This is a genomic window from Paucibacter sp. B51, assembly GCF_027863535.1.
GTDB classification, from domain to species: Bacteria; Pseudomonadota; Gammaproteobacteria; order Burkholderiales; family Burkholderiaceae_C; genus Paucibacter_A; species Paucibacter_A aquatilis.
On record NZ_JAPIVN010000001.1, the window covers coordinates 879,027 to 900,113 of the forward strand.

21 protein-coding genes are annotated in these 21,087 nt (G+C 67.0%); 12 read left to right on the forward strand and 9 right to left on the reverse strand.

From position 1 onward, the window contains the following. Positions 1-165 precede the first annotated feature (165 nt). The 6 genes from OOB33_RS03735 to OOB33_RS03760 form a co-directional block, all read right to left on the reverse strand. A complete protein-coding gene (locus OOB33_RS03735) occupies positions 166-726 on the reverse strand; it encodes a hypothetical protein (RefSeq protein WP_171826454.1) in 561 nt (186 codons plus the stop codon). After that, positions 723-1,559: a DUF6502 family protein gene (locus tag OOB33_RS03740; RefSeq protein ID WP_102768817.1), complete on the reverse strand. Its 837-nt coding sequence runs from the start codon at positions 1,557-1,559 to the stop codon at positions 723-725. The genes OOB33_RS03735 and OOB33_RS03740 overlap by 4 nt, the downstream gene beginning before the upstream one ends. Before the next feature lie 163 nt (positions 1,560-1,722). Beyond that, positions 1,723-3,681 (reverse strand): TonB-dependent siderophore receptor, encoded by a 1,959-nt coding sequence (locus tag OOB33_RS03745; RefSeq protein ID WP_271007722.1) that lies wholly within the window; start codon positions 3,679-3,681, stop codon positions 1,723-1,725. A gap of 82 nt (positions 3,682-3,763) precedes the next feature. After that, complete coding sequence (locus OOB33_RS03750; protein ID WP_271007723.1) at positions 3,764-4,378, reverse strand: NUDIX hydrolase; 615 nt, start codon at positions 4,376-4,378, stop codon at positions 3,764-3,766. Positions 4,379-4,521: 143 nt separating this feature from the next. After that, complete coding sequence (gene gstA / locus OOB33_RS03755) at positions 4,522-5,130, reverse strand: glutathione transferase GstA (protein WP_102768814.1); 609 nt, start codon at positions 5,128-5,130, stop codon at positions 4,522-4,524. A gap of 105 nt (positions 5,131-5,235) precedes the next feature. Then, positions 5,236-5,571: a PspC domain-containing protein gene (locus OOB33_RS03760; protein WP_271007724.1), complete on the reverse strand. Its 336-nt coding sequence runs from the start codon at positions 5,569-5,571 to the stop codon at positions 5,236-5,238. Positions 5,572-5,809: 238 nt separating this feature from the next. Between OOB33_RS03760 and OOB33_RS03765 the strand changes: the two genes are divergently transcribed. From OOB33_RS03765 to OOB33_RS03775, 3 genes are read left to right on the forward strand one after another with little or no spacing between them, the layout of a single operon-like run. Continuing rightward, positions 5,810-7,327 carry an alpha/beta hydrolase gene (locus OOB33_RS03765; protein ID WP_271007725.1) on the forward strand — a complete coding sequence of 506 codons (1,518 nt, stop codon included), beginning with the start codon at positions 5,810-5,812 and terminating at the stop codon, positions 7,325-7,327. Continuing rightward, the gene (locus tag OOB33_RS03770; RefSeq protein WP_271007726.1) at positions 7,324-8,121 is read left to right on the forward strand and encodes an ABC transporter ATP-binding protein; all 798 of its coding nucleotides are present in this window, start codon (positions 7,324-7,326) and stop codon (positions 8,119-8,121) included. The genes OOB33_RS03765 and OOB33_RS03770 overlap by 4 nt, the downstream gene beginning before the upstream one ends. Next, a complete protein-coding gene (locus OOB33_RS03775) occupies positions 8,118-9,332 on the forward strand; it encodes an ABC transporter permease (protein ID WP_271007727.1) in 1,215 nt (404 codons plus the stop codon). The genes OOB33_RS03770 and OOB33_RS03775 overlap by 4 nt, the downstream gene beginning before the upstream one ends. Before the next feature lie 686 nt (positions 9,333-10,018). Here OOB33_RS03775 and OOB33_RS03780 read toward each other — a convergent pair. Beyond that, positions 10,019-10,261 (reverse strand): hypothetical protein, encoded by a 243-nt coding sequence (locus OOB33_RS03780; RefSeq protein ID WP_133155246.1) that lies wholly within the window; start codon positions 10,259-10,261, stop codon positions 10,019-10,021. 286 nt (positions 10,262-10,547) lie between these two features. Between OOB33_RS03780 and OOB33_RS03785 the strand changes: the two genes are divergently transcribed. The 5 genes from OOB33_RS03785 to OOB33_RS03805 all read left to right on the forward strand — a co-directional run bounded on the left by OOB33_RS03785 (position 10,548) and on the right by OOB33_RS03805 (position 15,495). Continuing rightward, complete coding sequence (locus tag OOB33_RS03785) at positions 10,548-11,285, forward strand: helix-turn-helix transcriptional regulator (protein ID WP_271007728.1); 738 nt, start codon at positions 10,548-10,550, stop codon at positions 11,283-11,285. Positions 11,286-11,445: 160 nt separating this feature from the next. Then, positions 11,446-11,637, forward strand: coding sequence for a hypothetical protein (locus OOB33_RS03790; RefSeq protein ID WP_133155245.1), 192 nt, complete (start codon positions 11,446-11,448; stop codon positions 11,635-11,637). Positions 11,638-11,721: 84 nt separating this feature from the next. Beyond that, the gene (locus tag OOB33_RS03795; protein WP_271007729.1) at positions 11,722-12,972 is read left to right on the forward strand and encodes an HlyD family secretion protein; all 1,251 of its coding nucleotides are present in this window, start codon (positions 11,722-11,724) and stop codon (positions 12,970-12,972) included. Next, complete coding sequence (locus OOB33_RS03800) at positions 12,965-15,139, forward strand: peptidase domain-containing ABC transporter (protein ID WP_271007730.1); 2,175 nt, start codon at positions 12,965-12,967, stop codon at positions 15,137-15,139. The genes OOB33_RS03795 and OOB33_RS03800 overlap by 8 nt, the downstream gene beginning before the upstream one ends. A gap of 101 nt (positions 15,140-15,240) precedes the next feature. Next, positions 15,241-15,495, forward strand: a complete 255-nt coding sequence (locus tag OOB33_RS03805; protein ID WP_171828499.1) for a DUF2061 domain-containing protein — start codon at positions 15,241-15,243, stop codon at positions 15,493-15,495. On the opposite strand, the gene OOB33_RS03810 is transcribed toward OOB33_RS03805, so the two are convergent. Together OOB33_RS03810 and OOB33_RS03815 are read right to left on the reverse strand one after the other, a co-directional pair. Continuing rightward, positions 15,482-16,501: a Bug family tripartite tricarboxylate transporter substrate binding protein gene (locus OOB33_RS03810; RefSeq protein ID WP_271007731.1), complete on the reverse strand. Its 1,020-nt coding sequence runs from the start codon at positions 16,499-16,501 to the stop codon at positions 15,482-15,484. The genes OOB33_RS03805 and OOB33_RS03810 overlap by 14 nt on opposite strands. 67 nt (positions 16,502-16,568) lie before the next feature. Next, positions 16,569-16,835, reverse strand: a complete 267-nt coding sequence (locus OOB33_RS03815) for a YkgJ family cysteine cluster protein (protein ID WP_171828501.1) — start codon at positions 16,833-16,835, stop codon at positions 16,569-16,571. A gap of 173 nt (positions 16,836-17,008) precedes the next feature. On the opposite strand from OOB33_RS03815, the gene mnmG reads away from it, so the two are divergent. The 4 genes from mnmG (at position 17,009) to OOB33_RS03835 (ending at position 21,083) form a co-directional block, all read left to right on the forward strand. Beyond that, positions 17,009-18,979 (forward strand): tRNA uridine-5-carboxymethylaminomethyl(34) synthesis enzyme MnmG, encoded by a 1,971-nt coding sequence (gene mnmG, locus OOB33_RS03820; protein ID WP_271007732.1) that lies wholly within the window; start codon positions 17,009-17,011, stop codon positions 18,977-18,979. After that, positions 18,976-19,551, forward strand: a complete 576-nt coding sequence (locus OOB33_RS03825) for a cysteine hydrolase family protein (protein WP_102768801.1) — start codon at positions 18,976-18,978, stop codon at positions 19,549-19,551. The genes mnmG and OOB33_RS03825 overlap by 4 nt, the downstream gene beginning before the upstream one ends. Next, positions 19,548-20,219: a 16S rRNA (guanine(527)-N(7))-methyltransferase RsmG gene (rsmG, locus tag OOB33_RS03830; RefSeq protein ID WP_102768800.1), complete on the forward strand. Its 672-nt coding sequence runs from the start codon at positions 19,548-19,550 to the stop codon at positions 20,217-20,219. Before OOB33_RS03825 ends, rsmG begins: the two co-directional genes overlap by 4 nt. Before the next feature lie 93 nt (positions 20,220-20,312). Continuing rightward, positions 20,313-21,083: a ParA family protein gene (locus OOB33_RS03835; RefSeq protein WP_102768799.1), complete on the forward strand. Its 771-nt coding sequence runs from the start codon at positions 20,313-20,315 to the stop codon at positions 21,081-21,083. Positions 21,084-21,087: the final 4 nt, after the last annotated feature.

Below are 21,087 nucleotides of genomic sequence, written 5' to 3' on the forward strand. Positions count from 1 at the left end.
CTGCGCATCCCCAAGCTTGGTGTGATGTTTCAAACTGAAACACACCACCCCGAGCTAACGCCAAAGCTGCGGGGTGTCCGCGTCATTCTCAGCGGCGGCAGGCCAGGCACTGCTCAGGGTTTGCACCGGACGCCCCCAGTTTGAAAGCCCGGGGGCCTCAGGCGCTCAAGAGCAGCTGCGTGGGCTGCTGCTGTTGCCGCTGAGTTTCTGCAGTTGCAGGAGGTTGAGCAGCTGACCCTCTTCGCTGCGCAGCTCCAGCTGCAGGCCTGGCACGCTCTCCAGATTGGACGGTGGCAGAGCCTTGACCGCACCGGTGGCCAGCACCGGCTGGATCAGCTTGGCGTTGAGGTAGCCGCCAAAGTACAGCGGCACAGCGCTGCCCACCTGGCCCCATTCGCCGGTGAAGCTGACGCGCGGGCAGCCGCCTTCCAGGCTGATCTTGTTGCCCTCGAAGCTGAGCACCCATTCGGGCTGGGCACTGCTGTCGCTGGCGTACTGGATCTTGGTGGTGCCCGGGTGGTCAGCGGCCACGGCGTTGCTGTTGATCACCGGCGGCTGGCAGTTGAGCAAGCCAGCCCAAGCAGCACTGCACACCGGCACCGGCTGGGCGCCGGCCTGAACGGCAAACTCGCGCGGCTCGGCGGTGCGACCGGTCCCCCCGACGCCCGGACCGCAAGCGCTCGACAGCGCCGCGATCGTGAGCGCCAACACATGCTTGGGTTTCACGGCTTCTCCCCCTCGTTCATCGATTCAGAATAGAAATACACACCGAAGCGCGCCCGCTGGTTTCTGTCGCCGCGGGGCGCGGTCTTGGCGTCTTCATCAAAACGGATCTGGGCTTCGCGCAGCACCTGCTTCAAGGCCTGAGGCCAGGCCTGGCGCGCCACCTCGTGCAGCTGATGGGCGGAAGCTGCGGTGATCTCATCCACAAACACCGCTTGTTCCAGGAACTTGGCCTCGCCCTGCAGATTGGCACTGGCCGCGGCCAGGGCGTCGCTCATATTGTTGGCATACATCCAGGCCATCTCTTCCATGCCCTGGTGGGGCGTGAAGCCCGCCTCGTTCAGGCGCAGGCCTTCGGCGCTCTCCTCCACGCCACCGAGGCGCAGAAGTTCATCGAGCAGCGCGCGCGGGCGGACATCACTGCTGACGCGGGCGACCAGGGCGTCGAAGCTGTCCTCGCTGCCGCTGCGCGGCAGCACGCGCGGCTGGCCCTGGGCATCGACAAAAGGTGGCAGATTGAGCCAGACACCCACCACCTCGGCCGCCAGGCTCAGCGGGCGGGCCAACTCGGCCTCGTCCACCTTGGGCTCGGCCGGGCGGGTCAGGTTGCGCACATCGCGGCGGTGCACACCGGAGAGCAGGCTCAAGGCGCTGTCGGTCTGCGGCATCTGGCGCTCTTGCAGCTCGCGCTGCGCGGCCGCCAGGAACTCTGTCTTGAGCGCCTGCGCAAAAGCCGGGTAAGCCACGCCGCGCTTGACCAGCATGCGGATCAGCGGCCGCATCACCTTGAGGCTGGCTTCCAGGGTCAATGTGGCGACGGACTTTTTCATCATCATCGGAGTCATCGGGCAGGGCTCCGCCGGGCGATGCTGCGGATCGAGATCAGGCGCTGGGCCTGCGGCAGGGCGGTCGGCATGGCGATGGACGAACGTGGAGGGTCCATGCAGCCCGAGGGCTGCGACGATGGCGTGGAACATTGTCCCACACCCCTCCCCTCGCTCACCAGCGGCTGCTGAGATTCACGGCCAGCAATCGCCCTTGTCGTTCGGCATAGCTGCCGCTACCCCGCAGCTCCAGGCTGCGGTGGTTCAGGGCATTGCTGAGCAGGAGGCGCAGGGTGCTGGGCTGGCCGCCCAGCTGCAGCGGCCAGCGCAGGCCCAGGTCCAGCTCGCTGAGGGCGGGCAGCTCGACCCGGTTGTCGCGCGTGGCCGGCATGCGGCCGGTGTGCGAGAAACCGGCGTCGAAACTCAAACCGCCGAGTGCGGCCGGGCGATAGACCGCGTTGAGCTTGAGGATGCGCTCGGCCTGGCCGACCGGGCGCGGGCCGACCCGGCCCAGGGCCACGCCCTCGCCGCGCACGCGCGGCTGCATCAACACCGCGCCGGCCACCAGCTGCCACTCGGGCGCCGGCCGGCCGTTCAGCGAGAGCTCGACGCCGCGGTGGCGCACATCGCCCAGCTCGGTGAAGAGCTGCTGGGCATCGAGGTTGTAGTAGGGCTTGCGCACATCGAACACGCCGGCCACCAGCTTCAGCCGCGGGCTCATCTGCCAGCGCAGGCCGGCATCCATCTGCGTGGTCAGGATGGCCGGCAGGGCCTGGTTGCGGTTGCTGGCGTTGCCGGGCGCCACGCCGCTTTCCTCCAGGCCGCGAGTCAGGCCGGCGTAGGCCGCCAGCTCGGGGCTGAAATGCCAGGCGGCGCTGAGGTTGTAGAGCCAGGGCGTGGCTTGAGTTTCGGTCAGCGGCAGGCCGGGGCGGTCGACGCGCTTGCGGTAGTCGCTGTGCTGCAGGCCGGCATTGAACTCCAGCTGCTGATTCCAGCGCAGCTCGTAGGACAGGCCCAGCCAACGCTGCTTGACCTCGTCCAGGCTTTGCGCGCCGAAGGCAAAGGTGGGCTGCGGCGGCTGGAAGGGCTGGAGCTGGCTCATCGTGCCGTAGTCCAGGCTTTGCGAACCGCCGGTGCGGCGGTCGCGGGCGCGGCCGGCCAGCTGCAGATGCAGGCGCTGCGCCCAGGGCGCCGGGGCGAAGGCCCAGCTCAGGCGCAGCTCGCCGCTGTTGGAGGCCACGCGGCTGGCCGGGTCGGCAATCACCAGGCGCTGGGCCTGGCCCTGCGCGTCCATGCCCAGCAGCAGGTTGCTGAAGCTGGCGCGGTCGTCGTTTTCGGAGTGGAAGATGCCCGCGCGCAGCTGCCAGGCCGGGTTGAAGGCATGGCGCAAGGTGGCACCATAGTTGCGGCCGACGCCGCTGTAAGCCGCCCAGTCGGGGCCCTTGAAGACCCGCGCCTCGCCCAGCGGCGGCAGGCTGGGGGTGGCGCTGGAGACCTGCGGGCCCATGCGGTCGTAAGGCGTGTCGATGGCCGAGGCGAACACCATGGCCTCGGTGTGCACATCGGGTCGCCACCAGAGCGCAAGGCTGCCGGTGGTGAACTCGCCATCGGTGCCGTTGCCGTATTCGACATGGGCTTTGGAGAAGCCACCGGTCACGGCCCAGCGGCCGTCGGTGCTCAGCGGGTGGCTGAAGTCCAGATCGATATAGCGGCCCCGCCACTGGTCCAGGCCCAGCACCAGCTGCGCGCTGGGCTCGGCGTCCGGGCGGCGCAGGCTGAGGTCGACGATGCCAGTGGGCGCGGGGAAGACAAAGCCCTGGGCCGACAGGCCGACGCGCACATTGCTGGACTGGCGCAGGCGCGCGCTCAAGCCCCAGACCTGGTCGAAGTACAGGCCGTCGATGCGCACATTGCCGGCCGCCGTAGGCGAGAAACCGCGCACGCTGCCGCTGGTGTAGAGGCCGATGGTCTCGCGGCCGATGCTGGTGCCGAAGGCATCGCTGGCGGCTTGCACCGCGGCGTCATTGGCGCGCGCGGCCAGCGGAGCCAGAGACAAAGCCGCCATCATCGTCAACAGGCCGGCGGCCAGCGGGGTCAGAGGCAGGGCGGGAGCAGCAAAAGAGCGATCGGGCATGGGGCGCAGCGCAGAAGCAGGCAAAGCTGCGCAGTGTAGGTGGCAGGTCCGCCGCAGGCGAAAGCCATGGCGGCCCACCCGCTCAAGCCAGGCCCAGCGCCGCCAGCTTGCGCGCCACCGTCTGAAAACGCAGATCGGGCGCCTCGGCCCAGGCGCGCACCGGCTGCCAGGCGGCGGCATGAACTTCGGCCAGCTGCGGGCGCAGCGGGGCGCGGCTGTCGGCCAGCAGAAGGTAGGCGTAGTCATGGTGCCAATGCGCACCTTCCTGCTTTCTCGGGTTGGCGGGGATGGCATGGCTGTCGATGTCCAGCGGCAGGGCCAGGCCGCTGGCGGCGTCGACGTATTCGGGGTGCGGCTGCAGGGCCTGGACCCCGGTTTCCTCGCGAGCCTCGCGCAGGGCCGAGGCCAGCAGGGGATCGGCCGCCTCGTTGGGCTCGAAATGCCCGCCCGGCTGCAACCAGCGCTGCAGGGTCTTGTGATGGATCAGCAGGAGCTGGCGGGTGGCGGGGTCCAGCACGATGGCGCTGGTGGTGATGTGGCCGCGCATCTGGGCGCGGTTGAAGGCATCGCCCTCAGGGTCTTGCAGCTGGGCCTGCAAGGCTTGCAGCCGCGCGCCTTCTTCGGGAAAGCGCTGGCTCAGATAGGCCTGCAGGATCAGGCAGGCCTGGGCGTGAACAGGGGAGCAGGAGGTTGACATGGGGCCATTGTCTGATCCCTGACTTGAAAGAGTGAGTAAGTGAACGGGTGCACGGTGGGGTGAACGAGTGAACAGGTGAACAAGTGAAGGGGCTGCGCTCCACCATTCACCATTCACCATTCACCATTCACCTGTTCACCCGTTCACTTCAGCAAGCCTTCGGCCTTCATCGCTTCCTGCACCGCCGGGCGGGCCGCCACGCGGGCGCGGAAAGCCACCAAATGCTCGAAGCCGCTGACGTCCACACCGACGTACTGGCCCCAGTTGCTGACCACGAACAGGTAGGCATCGGCCACCGTGAACTGATCGCCCATCAAGTACTGCTTGCCTTCCAGCTGGGCGTTGACCCAGGTGAAACGCGCCATCAGCGCGGCGCGGGCAACCGGCTTGTAATCTTCCGGCGTGGCCGGGTTGAACAGCGGCGAGAAGCCCTTGTGCAGCTCGGAGGTGATGTAGTTCAGCCATTCCTGCAGGCGGTAGCGCGCCATGCTGCCGGCGGCCGGAGCCAGGTTCGAGGCGGGCGCCAGGTCGGCGATGTACTGGACGATGGCCGGGCCTTCGGTCAGGCGCTCACCGTTGTCCAACTCCAGCACAGGCACCGAACCCTTGGAATTGATGGCGTAGAAATCGCTGCCGTCCTGCAGCTTCTTGGTCTTGGTGCTGGCCAGCACCAGATCAAAACTCAGGCCCGCCTCGCGCAGGGCGATGTGCGGGGACAAAGAGCAGGCGCCAGGGCTGTAATAGAGCTTCATGGTTCAGGTTTCCTTGCGAGAACTTGCCGGCGGACCTGCCGGCAAAGCCCGAACCATACGCCGGATTGGCGACTCTTGCAGGCAGGCGCCCAACGGCCGCCGGGATCAATCCTGCGGCACAAAGATCCAGAGCAGCAGGTAGACGAACAAGCCCGTGCCCACGCACAGCACCAGCAGGGTGAAGAGCAGGCGCCAGACCCAGGAATCCAGGCCGGTGATGCGAGACAAGCCACCGCAGACACCGCCCAGCCAGCGATCCTCGCGGCTGCGGCGCAGCTCGTTCAGGCCGTTGGCGGCCGGCGCAAAGCCCGCACTGGTAGAAGCGCCTGGCGCTGCCTCGCCGCTCAGCAGCCGGGCCTTGGCCTGCGCGAACTCAGCGTCACTGAGCACACCGCGCTCGTGCAGCTCGGCCAGTTTGTGGAGTTCTTCGGCGACGGACATCTGGGTTCCTCCTTCTGAATGCCGGGGCCGTCATTGCCCCAACCCTCAATCTAACGCCATTGGCGGGCTGAGTCCGTGCGCTGCGACAAACTGCAGCGCCGGGCGACTGAACGGCCGCCCCGCATTCCCCGCAGCTTGTCGCCGCGTTCCGCCATTCGCCGCAGGCAGGAGTCAAAGCGCTGCAGGCGCTGCCCATAATCCGCCCCCATACAAGCACCCAAGTCTGGAGACAACGCTGATGTGGAAACAAAGACAAGGAACAGGAGCCGCCCCGCTGCTGAGCGGCCTGGCCCTGCTGCTGGGCACGGGCCTAGCGACGGCCACCGCGAGCGAAGGCGGCACGAGCAAGCCGGGCAGTGGCCCCACCCACGCCTGCCGCATCGAAGGCATGCCCAATGAGATGCAATGCGGCAGCGTCATGCGGCCGCTGGACCCGGCCAAACCGCAAGGCACGCAGATCGAGATCCACTACCTGGTGGTGCCGGCCATGGCGCGCAACAAGCAGCCCGACCCGGTGCTGATGCTGGCCGGCGGCCCCGGCCAAAGCGCCATTGCGGTGGCGCCGCGGGTGCTGGGCGTGCTCAAGCGCTTGAACAACCGACGTGACCTGGTCTTCATCGACCAGCGCGGCACCGGCAAGTCCGCCCCGCTGCAATGCGCCGATGACAGCAAGCTGCCGATCGCCGAAGCCCTGGACCCGCAAGCCCAGGAGCGCCGCCTGCGCGACTGCCAGGAAAGCCTGAGCCGCCTGCCCCACGGCGATCTGCGCCGGTACACCACGACGATCGCCATGCAGGACTTCGAGGCCGTGCGTGAACAGCTGGGCGCGCCGCAGTGGAACCTCTACGGCGCCTCTTACGGCACGCGTGCGGCACTGGAATACATGCGCCAGTTCCCGAGCAAGGTGCGCCGCGCCCTGATCGACGGCGTGGCGCCGCCGGACATGGTGCTGCCCGCCAGCTTCTCGACCGACAACCAGGCCGCGCTGGATGCCGCCTTCAGCGCCTGCGAAAAAGAACCGGCCTGCCAGGCCCGCCACCCGCAGCTGCGTGCCCAGTGGCAAGCGCTGCTGGCCAGCGTGCCGCGCCAGATCACGGTGCGTCAGCCCATGACCGGCAAGCAAGAACAGTTCACGCTGACCCGCAGCCAGCTGCTGCGCGCCGTGCGCGGCCCGCTCTACATGCCAGCCCTGGCCGCCGCCCTGCCCGCCGCCATCGGCGAGGCGGCCGAGGGCCGCTTTGACGGCCTGATGGGCCTGACCGGCACCATGAGCTCGAACAAGAGTTCGCGCCTGGCCATGGGCATGCATTTCTCGGTGGTCTGCGCCGAGGACCTGCCTCGCCTGCCGCAAGCGAGCGACAAGCCGGGCGCCGACTACGGCAACAGCGACGCCCTGCTCTACAGCGCCGCCTGCAAGACCTGGCCCCGCGGCGAGGTGCCCGAAGCCTTCTACCAAGTGCCCAAGGCCGCCATGCCCGTGCTGGTGCTCAGCGGTGGCGCCGATCCGGTGACCCCGCCCCGCCACGGCGAGCGGGTGACAAAAGCCCTGGGCGACAAGGCCCAGCACATCGTCGTGCCCGAGGCCGGCCACGGCGTGGCCACCATCGGCTGCATGCGCGATGTGATGTTCCGCTTCTTCGACGCCAAGACCGACGCCGCCGCCCTGCCCCAGGACGCCGCCTGCGCCACCCGCATCCCGCGCCCGCTGGCCTTTGTGCCGGTGCAAGACGCTTCTGCCACCAAGGTGCAGCCATGATCGAAATCAAGAACGTCAGCAAGAGCTTTGTCAGCGCCAGCGGCGGCTCTTCTCTCTTCAAAAAGGGCAAGAAGCAGACCGTGCAAGCGGTGCGCGATGTCAGCCTGCATGCGCCGAACGGCCGCATCACCGGCCTGCTGGGCGCCAACGGCGCCGGCAAGACCACCACCTTGCGCATGCTGGGCGGCTTGTTCGAACCCGACCAGGGCCAGATCAGCGTCGATGGCATCCAGGTCAGCCAGGCGCCGCGCCAGGCCCTGGCCCGCATGGGCATTCTGGGCGATGCGCACGGCCTCTACCCGCGATTGAGCGCCCGCGAAAACATCATCTACTTCGGCCGCCTGCAAGGCATGGAAGCCGATGCGGCCAACGCCCGCGCCGAGGAGCTGGCGCGCCTGCTGGACATGCGCCACATCCTGGACCGCCGCAGCGATGGCTTCAGCCAGGGCGAGCGCATGAAGACCGCCCTGGCCCGCGCCCTGGTGCATGACCCGGCCAACATCGTGCTGGACGAACCGACCAACGGCCTCGATGTGCTGGCCACCCGGGCACTGCGCGAAGCCCTGCGCCATCTGCGCTCGCCCGAAGGTGGCGGCAAGTGCATCGTCTTTTCCACCCACATCATGCCGGAGGTGGAACAGCTCTGTGAGCATGTGGTGGTGGTGGCGCAAGGCCGCAGCGTGGCCGAAGGCTCGGTGCCTGAGCTGCTGGCCCTGGCCGGCGAGAAGCATTTCGAGGACGCCTTTGTGAAGCTGGCCTTCACTCAACAACAACAGCAAGAGGTGGCGGCATGAGCGCGAGCATCACCAGCAGCAACAACAACAGCGGCAGCTCCAGTCTGCTGAGGAACTTCTGGATCGTCTTGCGCAAGGAGGTGGTCGACGCCTTGCGTGACCGCCGCACCCTGATGCGCCTGTCCATCCCCGCCGTGCTGATGGGCCCGCTGCTGCTGCTGGCGCTCTCGGGCCTGATCTCCTCGCTGGAGGGCCAGGCCGACAAGCGCGAGGTGCAGGTGGTGGGCATCGAGCATGCGCCCAGCCTGCGCAACTTCCTGGAGCGCCAGACCTACACCCTGAAGCAGGCCCCGGCTGACTACGAAGCACGCTTGCGCGCCAGCACCTTGCTGGAGCCGGTGCTGGTGATCGGCAAGAACTTTGAGGCCGAACTGCTGGCCGGCGACAAGCCAACGGTGGAACTGGTCAGCGACAGCGCCAACCAACGCGCCAGCGCCGGCGTCGGCCGGCTGGAACGCCTGGTCAACGCTTTCAGCCAGGAGCGCGCCGCCCTCAGCCTGGCCTTGCGCGGCGTCTCGGGCGAATTGCTGCAGCCCGTGGCCATCGAGGAACGCGACCTGGCCAGCGTGCAGGCCCGCGCCGCCCGCATCACCGGCATCATCCCCATGTTCATCATCATGGCCGTGCTCTACGGCGCCCTGACGGCCGCCCTGGACAGCACGGCCGGCGAGCGCGAGCGCGGTTCACTGGAGCCCTTGCTGATGAACCCGGTGCAGCACATCGCCCTAGTGCTGGGCAAATGGGGTGCGGTGGCCTTGCTGGGCATGGCGGTGGCGTTGATTGCCTGCGTCAGCTTCGTGCCGGCGCAGTGGCTGCTGCAGAGCGACAGCCTGCAAGCCATGTTCCAGTTCGGCAGCTATGAGGTGATCGCCTTCCTGCTGCTGCAGCTGCCGCTGGCCGTGGGCATCAGCGCCGTGCTGATGGCCCTGGCCATCCGCTCCAAGACCTTCAAGGAAGCGCAAGCCGGCAGCACCATGGTGATGACGGCGGTGAGCCTGATGCCCATGGTCACCCTGCTCAACCCGGGTGGCGAAGCACCCTGGTATCTGTGGGTGCCCGGCCTGGCGCAGAACACCTTGATGATGCTGGTGCTCAAGGGCGAGACGCTCAGCGCCGCCCAGGTCCTGCCCGGCGTCGCCGTGGGCCTCGCCCTGATGATCGGCGGCCTGCTCTTCGTGGCACGTTCCATGCGCGGCGCGGTGTCCAAATAAGACGGGCGGTCCCGCCCGTCTTCTCCCTCCACACAAGCCCGGGCATGCCCGGGCTTTTTCATGGGTACAGGGAGGTGGGGAGCGGCACGAAGCCGCCTTTGGTTTTGCTCGTGAGGCCCTGCAGCCCGTGCCGCCACCGGGCTCATGGTTCCGGGGTCGGCCCTGACGGGCCGACTTCCCTGCGCTGCTCGCGCCTCGGGGCTGGCGCATAACTCACTCCGCTCCCTGCGTTCGCTTCGTTCAGACAGAAGCGCCAAGTCAGAACTTGAAGCGCACGGGTACGTGCACGCCCCGAGGCGCCGTGCTGCTCGGCCCTTCACAAATCGCCCGGCAGCGGCACGGGCTGCAGGGCGCTTGCATAGCGATCAATCTGCCTCATCAACGGTGGAGCCCGCCACCTCCGGAGGTGGCTCGGCCCGCCGACGGGCGATTTGTGCGCGGCCGAGCGCGCAGCGGAGCGGCTCAGGCGCGTGGCCCCACGCGCTTCAAGCACTGACTCGGCGCCACTGTCTGACCGCAGTGAGCGAAGCGAACGGAGGGAGTTTGGCGCCGCTGAGCCGCGGAGTGAGCAACGAGGGGAGTCGGCTCGAAGAGCCGACCCGCGAACCATGAGCCCGGCGGCGGGCCGAGCCACCGCAGCGAGCACGACAACCCAACAGAGGTCCGCAAAGTGCCGAGAGCTGCCCTCAATGCTGCCCGAGCGCTCGCTGAACTTCGTACTGCCAGGGCAAGGTGTGAACGATCTCGTTGAGCTGACGGGCGGATTCCAGCGGCGCCAGCACTTCGCCTTCGGCATTCAGAAATTGAAGGTTGGTGACCAAGGCAAGAGGGTCGACCATCGCCACCACGCCCGCCGACATGCTGACCCAATCCCAGGCCACACCGGCGACGGTGTCGCCGTCGTCCCCTTGCCACAGGGTTTGTCCCATGGCGGGCCGCCCACCTTCGCCTGGAACCAGCACCTGGGTGCTGCGGTGCGCAAACTGCAATCGCGGCGCATGCTGCGCCTCACAAAGAACCCGCGGCCATGCGTACACCATCCAAGCTGGAGTCATAGAACAATCACTTCGAATTGCTAATGTGGATCAACGAGCGGACAGACTTGCGTAACTGTTTGTGCAGTGTGCAAGCAGCGTTTTCGGCACGCCAGCTGTAAACCTTGCCAGGGGTATAACCGAGTTGACCGCGAGCCCGCGGTTTATTGCAATGCGCGCCATGGACGGGAGCAATTCAATGCTGCAAGGGGGTTATCAGGCGGTGCTGGAGGCACGCAGCCGCGAGGAGTTTCGCCACGAGGTGATCCGCTTCGCGCAAAGCCTGGGCTTCTCCACCGTGTCAGCCACGGTGGTGCTGGATCACACCGTCGGCGAATCCGAGTTCGAGACGGTGGACAACACGCCGGAGTCCTTCTCATCGGTGTTTGCAGATCGATCCAGCTGGCGCCAGGACCCGGTGATGCAGCACTGCAAGCGCCACAGCGTGCCCATCGTCTGGAATCAGAAAACCTATGTGGCGTCCGGGCAGGCTGAGATGTGGGAAGAACAAGCTCGCTTCGGCTATCACACAGGGATTGCCTTGGCTCTGCACCTGCCTGAAGGGCGGCATTTTTTCCTGGGCGTGGACCGAGACAGCGACTTGCCCCGCGAGCCCGTAGCCATGACGCAGATGGTTGCCAACCTACAGCTGTTTGCTGTGTACGCACAAGAAGCCGCGTGGCGCGTAGTCATGCCCAAAGGTCACGAGAGCGTCACATTGCCCAGCCGACTCACTCCGCGCGAGCTGGAATGCCTGCGTTGGACCATGGATGGCAAGACGGCTTGGGAGGTCGGCACCATCCTCAGCATTACCGAGCGCACGGCCGTGCTACACCTCAACAACGCCATGCACAAGCTGGGCTGCACCACCAAACATCAGGCGGTGTTGAAGGCGCTGCGCATGGGCTTGATCCGTTGAAACCCGAGTTCTCTCGCAAACCCGCAGCCCTGGCGCTGCGAGGCTGACATAACCTCCAGGCTTCGCGCAACTGTAAGAGTTGACAGTTTCCCTTCGGACGCAAGCTTGCTGAAATAGCGACAAGCACTCGTGGGAGTGAGTTCTTAGAACGGATTCCATCATGAACCATCAAACCCGCACTGAACTGGATTCTTCTGCATCGACACCCGTGGAACTGACCTTGGAACAACTGGCCCACGTGGCAGGTGGTGGTCCCAAGGGTGGTTGGGGCCCGCTGCCCGGCGCCCCCGTGGTGCCCGATGCACCGACGCCAACCGAAGCGCCTGTCCCCGGCCCCAAAGGCGGCTGGTAATCCCTTTCTCGCTGTCACCCCCCGCTCCTGAACCGAGCGGGCTTTGACGGGCAAGAAGGTAGCAAAGACCGGTCTTCGCCACACATGCTGTTCCGCCGCGAGGCCTTGCAAGGCCAGCAGCACAGCGGCTTGGGCAGGGTGCACGTCCTGCCACCGCTGTCTCTCACACTGCTCACGGCGGTTGCCGTGGGCAGTGTTGCTTTGGTGCTCGCGTTTCTCTGTACGGCGGAGTACACCCGCAAGGCCCGGGTCAGTGGCTATCTGGTGCCGGACCGCGGCGTGCTGCGCATCCAGGCGCCGCAATCGGCCACGGTGCTGAGCCGCGAGGTCGGCGAAGGCCAGGCGGTCAAGGCCGGCGATGTGCTGTTTGTGCTGGCCCTGGACAGCGCCAGCCAGACCATCGAAGGCATCGCCCAGACCCTGCAAAGCCGTCAGCTGAGCCTGCAAGGCACGGCCAGCCAGCAGCTGGCCCTGGTGCGCACCCAGTTGCAAACCCTGACGCAGAAACGCGCCGGCCTGCTGCGCGAACAAGCCCAGTTGCAGGTCGAGCGCCAACTGCACGCCGAGCGCCTGGCCCTGGCGCGCGAATCGCTGGAGCGGCAGGAAAACCTGGCCCGCAACAACTTCATCTCGCCCGCCCAGCTGCAGAGCAAACGCGAGGAACTGCTCGGCCTGCAATCGCAGACCCAGGCCCTGGCCCGCCAAGGCGAGGCGCTGCAGCGCGATCTGCAAGCGACCGAGGCGCAGATGCGCGAGCTGCCGCTGCGCAGCGAAGTGCTGCAGGCCGAGATCGCCCGCGACCTGGCCGAGCTGAAGGAAAGAGGCCTGGAGACCGAGGGCCGACGCCGACTGGTGCTGCGCGCACCCAGCGATGGCATCGTCTCCACCCTGCTGGCCGAGCCCGGCCAAAGCATCCAGGGTGGCGCGGCCCTGGCCCAGCTGCTGCCAGCCCGCACGCAGATGCAGGCCCAGCTGTTCGCGCCGTCCAGCGCAGTCGGCTTTTTGCAGGCGCAGCAGGCCGTGCAGCTGCGCTACCAGGCCTTTCCGTACCAAAAGTTCGGCCAGCAAAGTGGGCGCGTGCTTCAGGTCTCGCGCACACCGCTGGCCCCGGCCGAGTTGGCCACCCTCAACCTGCCGGCCGCCCTCAGCCAGGGCGCCGGCAGCGAGCCTCTCTACCGCATCACGGTCAGTCTGGACCACCAAACCGTCAGCGCCTACGGACAGCCTCAAGCCCTGACCGCCGGCATGCAGCTCGATGCCGATGTCATGCTGGAGCGGCGCCGCCTGATCGAGTGGATCTTCGAACCCCTGCTGAGCCTGGCCCAACGTGTCTGATCCCGCCCCCGACGCCGCCCCCGGCCTGCTGTCACGCCTGCACCTGGGCTGGCTCCGCCGCGGCCGGGTACCGGTGATCCTGCAGACGGAGGCAGCCGAATGCGGCCTGGCCTGCCTGGCCATGGTGGCCAGCGCGCGTGGACTGCATCTGGACCTGCCGGAGCTGCGTCGCCGTTTCTCGCTCTCGCTCAAGGGCGCGACCATGGCCGACCTGCTGCGCATGGCCGCGCCCCTGGGCCTGGCCGGCCGCGGACTGCGCGCCGAGCCCGCGCATCTGGCCCGGCTGGAGCTGCCGGCCATCCTGCACTGGGATTTCAACCATTTCGTGGTCCTGGTCGAGGTGCGCGGCCAGCAGGCCCTGATCCACGACCCGGCCCATGGCCGGCGGCAGATCTCTCTGGCGGAGCTCTCGCGCCACTTCACCGGCGTGGCCCTGGAGCTGCGCCCTGGCCCGGACTTCACACCCCAGGCTCCGGCGCCACGCCTGCGCTGGCGCCAGCTGTTCGGCCGCATCAGCGGGCTCAAGCGCTCGCTGGGCCAGATCCTGCTGCTGGCCCTGGCGCTGGAGCTGCTGGCCCTGCTCTCGCCCTTTTTGCTGCAGTGGGTGGTGGACGGGGTGCTGGTCAGCGCCGACCGCGACCTGCTGGTCACCCTGGGCCTGGGATTTGGCCTGCTGGTACTGCTGCAAACAGCCATCAGCGCCCTGCGCTCCTGGGCGGTGCTGGTGCTCTCGGCTTCGCTCAATCTGCAGTGGCTGACCCAGGTCTTCGGCCACCTGCTGCGCCTGCCTCTGGCCTGGTTCGAGAAGCGCCACCTGGGCGACATCTGGTCGCGCTTTTCCAGCGTGCAGCAGATCCAGCGCACCCTCTCCACCCGTTTCGCCGAGGCGCTGCTGGACGGCGCCATGGTGCTGCTGACCCTGGCCATGATGGCCGTCTACTCGCCGCGGCTGAGTGCCGTGGCGCTGACGGCGGTGCTGGGCTATGGCCTGCTGCGCTGGGCTTACTTCGGGCCGCTGCGCGAAGCCAGCGAAGAGGCCCTGGTGTTCGAGGCCAAACAGAACAGCCATTTCCTGGAATCGCTGCGCGGCGCCCAAGCCATCAAGCTCTACAACGCCGAGGCCGAGCGCAGCGCCGCCTTTGCCAATCTGGTGGTCGAGCAAATGAACGCCAGCATCGCCACTCGCCGGCTGGACCTGGGCATGGCCGTGGGCCAGCGCCTGCTGTTCGGCCTGGAGCGCGTGGCCATCGTCTGGCTGGGCGCCTTGCTGGTGCTGGACCGCGAGCTCTCGGTCGGCATGTTGTTCGCCTTCCTGGCCTACAAAGAGCAGTTCAGCGCGCGCGTGGCCGGCCTGATCGACAAGGGCGTGGAGCTGAGCATGCTGCGCCTGCAGGGCGAGCGCCTGGCCGACATCGTGCTGAGCGCGGCCGAGCCGGCCGAGCTGAGCGCAGGGGCCAAAGTGAGTGCCGGCTCTCCGGAAACGCTCGAACTGGTGGACCTGAGCTTTGCGTATGCGGAAGGCGAGGCGCCGGTGATCCAGAGCTGCAGCCTGCGCATCGAGCCCGGCGAAGCGGTGGCCATCGTCGGCCCCTCGGGCTGTGGCAAGACCACCTTGCTCAAGCTGATGCTGGGCATCCACAGCCCGCAGCGCGGCGAGATCCGCATCGGTGGCCGGCCGCTGGCCCAGCTGGGCTTGGCCGCCTGGCGCGCCCGCATCGGCATCGTCATGCAGGACGACCAGCTCTTCGCCGGCAGCATTGCCGACAACATCAGCTTCTTCGACCCCGAGGCCGACGCAGGCTGGGTGCAGGAATGCGCGCGCATCGCCTGCGTGCACGAGGACATCAGCGCCCTGCCCATGGGCTACCAAAGCCTGGTCGGCGACATGGGCAGCAGCCTTTCGGGCGGGCAGCGGCAGCGCGTGCTGCTGGCGCGCGCGCTCTACAAACGGCCGCACTACCTGTTCCTGGACGAGGCGACCAGCGCGCTCGATGTCGAGAAAGAACGCCAGCTCAACGCCTCGCTGCGCACGCTCAATCTGAGCCGCATCGTCATCGCCCACCGCCCGGAGACCATTGCCTCGGCTCAGCGCATCATCGCCCTGCAAGGTGGGCGGGTGGCGCAAGATCTGCGCAGCGTGCCGCCGGCCAGCAACCAAGCCGGTTGAGCAGGGGCTATTGCCGCCATCGAGATTGCCAAATGGACGGCGAGTGGCTGCCCTCTTAGCATTCGACTATTGAAATCAAAGCATCAATAGGTGAACCCGCCATGGCCAAAACCGCGAGCTTCGGCGTCCTCCATCTGGGCACCTCCTTCGGCGTCACCTACGCCCTGACAGGCAATGTGGCCGTGGCCGGCGCGGTGACCTTTGTGGAACCGGCCGTCAACACGGTGATGCACCACTTCTTCGACAAGTACTGGGGCCACCCGCGCCTGAAAGCCTGGTTCGCTCAGCGCAGCCTTCGCCGCCTGCGCCGCAACGCGGGAGCGGCGGCAGCGGCGGCCCAGATCAATCCGGCTTGACCTTGGCCCGGTTCAGCACCGGCTTCCAGCGCTGCTGTTCCTGGGCAATGAAGGCGGCGAACTGAGCCGGCGTGTTGCCCACGGCCTCGGCCGAATCGGCGCTCAGGCGCTCGGCAGAAGCGCTGCTTCGGATGGCCTTGGCCGATTCCGTGGCCAGGCGGTCGAGATGGGCCGGGGCCAGATTGGCCGGCGCGAGCAGGCCGTACCACTGCGTCATCTCAAAGCCCGGGAAGCCCTGCTCTGCCACGGTCGGCACATCGGGCAGCTGCGGCAAGCGGGCCTTGGAGCCGGTGGCCAGGCAGCGCAACTTGCCGGCCTTGATGAACTGCAGCACGGCCGGTGCACCGACCGAGGCGGCATCGAGGCGGCCGGCCAGCAGATCGGTCAGCTGCGGGCCGGTGCCGCGGTAGGGAACATGAACGATGAAGAGCTCGGCCGCCATCTTCAAATACTCCATGGCCAGATGGCCGGCGCTGCCATTGCCGGCCGAGCCGTAATTCAGGCGGCCCGGCTTGCTGCGCGCCAGGGCCACAAATTCCTTGAGGTTGCGCGCCGGCACATCGGGGTGGACCACGTAGAGACTGGGCACCTTGGCCAGCAGCGTCACGGGCTTGAAGTCCTTGACCGGGTCGTAAGGCAGCTTGTCGTAGATGAAGGGGTTGACCGCCAAGGTGCCGATATGGCCCAGCACCAGGGTGTGCTGGTCATCGGCGCGGGCCACCTCGGCCATGGCGATATTGCCGCTGCCGCCGGGCTTGTTTTCCACGTAGACGGTCTGGCCCAGGGTCTTGCCCAGCTCGAAGGCGGTGGCGCGAGCGACGATCTCCGAGCTGCCGCCGGGCGCAAACGGCACGACCAGGCGCACGGAACGGCTGGGCCAGGCTGCCTCGGCCCAGGCTGGCAAGCCCAAGCCGGCGGCTGCGCCAGCCAGGCCGGTCTGCAGCAGAAACTTGCGGCGGGCCCGCGAATCGAGGGCGGCGTGAAGATCGTTCAGGTCCTGGCTCATGGCTCTTGTCTCCGGTGGATGTTTTTTGGGGAACCGTGTCGTCGAGCCAGTCTAGGTCGTGGGCCTGTCAGGGCGCTGTCGCCTGCTCCATCCAGCCCAGCCAGCGCATGGCCTGCTCACGCGATTCGCCGCACATCTGCTCGCTGGGCTGCAGCGAGCCGCAGACTGCGGGGCGATCCGGGTGACCGAAGATCTGGCAACGGTCTTGCGCATCGAGCTGGATGCAGCGCACGCCCGCCGGCTTGCTGACCCCGTTGATGACGGGCATGCCCGGGATGGGCGAGCTGATCGAAGGCGCTATGCAGCAGGCGGCGCAATGGGGACGGCAATTCATCGCGATATTGTCGGCGCAGGGATGGCCTGCGGCCGTGACTTATCCACAGCCGATCCGTAAAATCACGGGTTTGCCCGCGCCAGCTTTGGCGCTGTGGAAACGGGCCCGAATCACCCAAGACCCTGCGCAAAAAATGCGCAGCCGATCGGGCCACTATGAAAGCAGCCAGCCCCATGCAATACCCCAAGGAATTCGATGTCATCGTGGTCGGTGGCGGACATGCCGGCACCGAAGCGGCGCTGGCCGCCGCCCGCATGGGCTGCACCACCCTGCTGCTCACCCACAATATCGAGACCTTGGGGCAGATGAGCTGCAACCCCTCGATCGGCGGCATCGGCAAAGGCCATCTGGTGAAAGAGGTGGACGCCCTGGGCGGTGCCATGGCCGCAGCGACCGACGAGTCCGGCATCCAGTTCCGCATCCTCAATGGCTCCAAGGGCCCGGCCGTGCGCGCCACCCGTGCCCAGGCCGACCGTGTGCTCTACAAAGCCGCCATCCGTCACCGCCTGGAAAACCAGGCCAACCTCTGGCTTTTCCAGCAAGCCGTGGACGACCTGCTGGTTGAGTCCGACGGCCTGGGCGAGCGCGTGGTGGGCGCCGTCACGCAGATGGGTTTGCAGTTCCGCGCCCGCGCCGTGGTGCTGACGGCCGGCACCTTCCTCGATGGCCGTATCCATGTCGGCCTGGAGAACTACAGCGCCGGCCGCGCCGGTGACCCGCCAGCCATCAGCCTCTCGGCCCGGCTGAAAGAACTGAAGCTGCCGCAAGGCCGGCTCAAGACGGGCACGCCGCCGCGCATTGACGGCCGCAGCATTGATTTTTCCAAGTGCGAAGAACAAGGCGGCGACCTCGATCCCATGCCCGTGTTCAGCTTCCTCGGCGACGCCGCGCAGCACCCGCGCCAGCTGCCCTGCTGGATCACCCACACCTCGGAGGCGACGCACGCCATCATCCGCTCCGGCTTCGACCGCAGCCCCATGTTCACCGGCGTGATCGAAGGCGTGGGCCCGCGCTACTGCCCCAGCATCGAGGACAAGGTCAACCGTTTTGCCGACAAGGACAGCCACCAGATCTTTCTGGAACCCGAGGGCCTGACGACCCACGAGTACTACCCCAACGGCATCTCCACCTCCCTGCCCTTCGACATCCAGTTGGCCGCCGTGCGCTCGATCCCGGGCCTGGAGAACGCCCACATCATGCGGCCGGGCTATGCCATCGAGTACGACTACTTCGACCCGCGCGGCCTGAAGTCCAGCTTCGAGACCCGCGACATCGGCGGCCTCTTCTTCGCCGGCCAAATCAACGGCACCACCGGCTACGAGGAAGCCGCGGCCCAAGGCCTGTTCGCCGGCCTGAACGCCGCCCTGCAGGTGCGCGGCCAAGGTCCCTGGTTGCCGGGCCGCGACCAGGCTTATCTAGGCGTGCTGGTCGACGACCTGATCACCAAGGGCGTGACCGAGCCCTACCGCATGTTCACCAGCCGCGCCGAGTTCCGCCTGCAGCTGCGCGAAGACAACGCCGACATGCGCCTGACCGAAATCGGCCGCCAGCTAGGACTGGTGGACGACCATCGCTGGGCAGCTTTCAACCGCAAGCGCGACGCTGTTTCACGTGAAACAGAGAAGCTGAAATCAACCTGGGTGCACCCCAGCATCCTGCCGGCGGCCGATGCTGAGCGTCTGGTCGGCAAGGCGCTGGAGCGCGAGTACAACTTCATCGACCTGCTGCGCCGCCCCGGCGTGGTCTACGACACCCTGGCCGAAGTGGCGGCCATCGCCCGCCCGGAAGCCGCTGTTTCACGTGAAACACTGACCGCCGATCTGGGCAAGACCATGGCCGATGCCGTCATCGAGCAGATCGAAACCAGCGTCAAGTACGCCGGCTACATCAACAAGCAAGTCGAAGATGTGGCCCGCGCCGCCAATCTGGAAAACCTGCGCCTGCCCGCCGAACTGGACTACAACGAGATCCAGGCCCTGTCCTTCGAGGTCCGCCAGAAGCTCAACACCCATCGACCCGAGACCCTGGGCCAGGCTTCTCGCGTCTCCGGTGTCACGCCCGCCGCCATCTCCCTGCTGCTGGTGCACCTGAAGAAGAAACGCTTCAAGGGCTTCAGCGACGCCCACGACAAGGTCGGCGCATGAGCCACAGCGAACCGGCGCTCGATCTAGAGCGCGCCGCCCTGCTGGTGATCGATATGCAGTGCGGCGCCTTCGATGGCCGGCTTTGCCCGCCCATGCCGGACGGCGACGCCCTGCTGAGCGCCTGCCGCAGCGCCCTGGACTGGGCCCGCCGGCAGCGCGTGCCGGTGTTCTGGATCCAGCACTCCGAGCCCGGCGGACCGATGGACGGCCCCGGCTTCGACATCGATCCGCGCCTGAACCCGGCCGCCGAAGAACCCCGCTTCACCAAGACCGTGCCCGATGCCTTTGAGGAAACGAGCCTGGCCCAAGCCCTGCAGCAGGCCGGGCGCAGCCAGCCCATCCTGATCGGCTTGCAATCCGATTGCTGCATCGAGGCGACCGCCCGCGGTGCACTGGCCCAGGGTTTGAAACCTTGGCTGGTTCCCGACGCCCACCACACCTGGCCCGACCAAGGCCTGAGCGCCGAGGCCTTGCGCGACCAGGTCTCGCAAGCGCTGGCACAAGCCGGCGTGCCGCTGATTCCTCTCTCCACGCTGTACACGGTGACCCACAAGCAAAGCCACTCCGCATGAGTTCCGACGCCCTTTTTGCCCCCTTGCACGATGCCGCCCAGACCCTGGGCCTGAACCTCAGCGACGCTCAGCTGCACCAGCTGTTGGCCTACCTGGCCATGATCAGCAAGTGGAACAAGGTCTACAACCTGACCGCCGTGCGCGAGCCCCAGGCCATGCTGACCCAGCATCTGGTGGACAGCCTGAGCCTGCTGCCCGCCCTGCGCCGCCATCTGCAGAGCACCGGTCAAAGCAGCCTGCGGCTGATGGATGTGGGCAGCGGCGGTGGCCTTCCGGGTGTGGTGGTGGCCATCTGCGAACCCAATATCGACGTCAGCTGTGTAGACGCCGTGGCCAAGAAGGCCAGCTTCATCAAGCAGGTGGCGGCCGAATTGCGCCTGCCCAATCTGCATGGCGTGCACTCCCGCGTGGAAGCACTGGACACCCCGCCCTTCGACCTGATCACCTCGCGCGCCTTCGCTTCCCTGCTGGACTTCACCACCCTCACCCGCCAGCACCTCAAGCCTGGCGTCGAATCCGGGGCGATTTGGTTGGCCATGAAGGGGCAACATCCGGCGGAAGAACTGGCCGCCCTGCCCGCCGACCTGGATGTGTTTCACGTGGAACAACTGCAGGTTCCTGGCCTCGACGCCCAGCGCTGCCTGATCTGGATTCGCCCCAAGGCCTGAGAAATTTCTCTGCGCCGCAGCCCTGAGGGCCCCGCGCCACAAAAGCAGCCCCCATCTCCCGCTACCATCACGCCTGCTTAGAAAAACGAGACCATGGCCAAGATCTTCTGCGTTGCCAACCAAAAAGGCGGAGTCGGCAAGACCACCACCACCGTCAACCTCGCTGCTGGCTTGGCCAAGGTCGGCCAGCGCGTGCTGGTGGTGGACCTGGACCCGCAGGGCAATGCCACCATGGGCTCGGGCATCGACAAGCGCGCACTGGAGCTCAGCGTCTACGACGTGCTGCTGGAATCGGCCTCGGTGAAAGAGGCCAAGCAGACCAGCGAAAAGGTCGGCTACGACGTGCTGGGTGCCAACCGCGAGCTGGCCGGCGCCGAAGTCGAGCTGGTCGATCTGGAGCGCCGCGAACGCCGCCTCAAGGCCGCCCTGGCCGCCGCCAACGACGACTACGACTTCGTCCTGATCGACTGCCCGCCCTCGCTGTCCATGTTGACCCTGAACGGCCTGTGCTGCGCCCACGGCGTGGTCGTGCCCATGCAGTGCGAGTACTTCGCGCTCGAAGGCCTCTCGGACCTGGTCAACACCATCAAGCAGGTGCACGCCAATCTCAATGCCGACCTGCAGATCATCGGCCTGCTGCGCGTGATGTTCGATCCGCGCATCACCCTGCAGAACCAGGTCAGCGATCAGCTCAAGCAGCACTTCGGCGACAAGGTGTTCGACACCGTGATCCCGCGCAATGTGCGCCTGGCCGAAGCGCCCAGCTACGGCCTGCCCGGCGTGGTCTTTGATCCGAGCTCCAAAGGTGCCCAGGCTTTTGTCGATTTCGCCCGCGAAATGGTGCGCCGCGTCGGCAGCATGTGAAGTG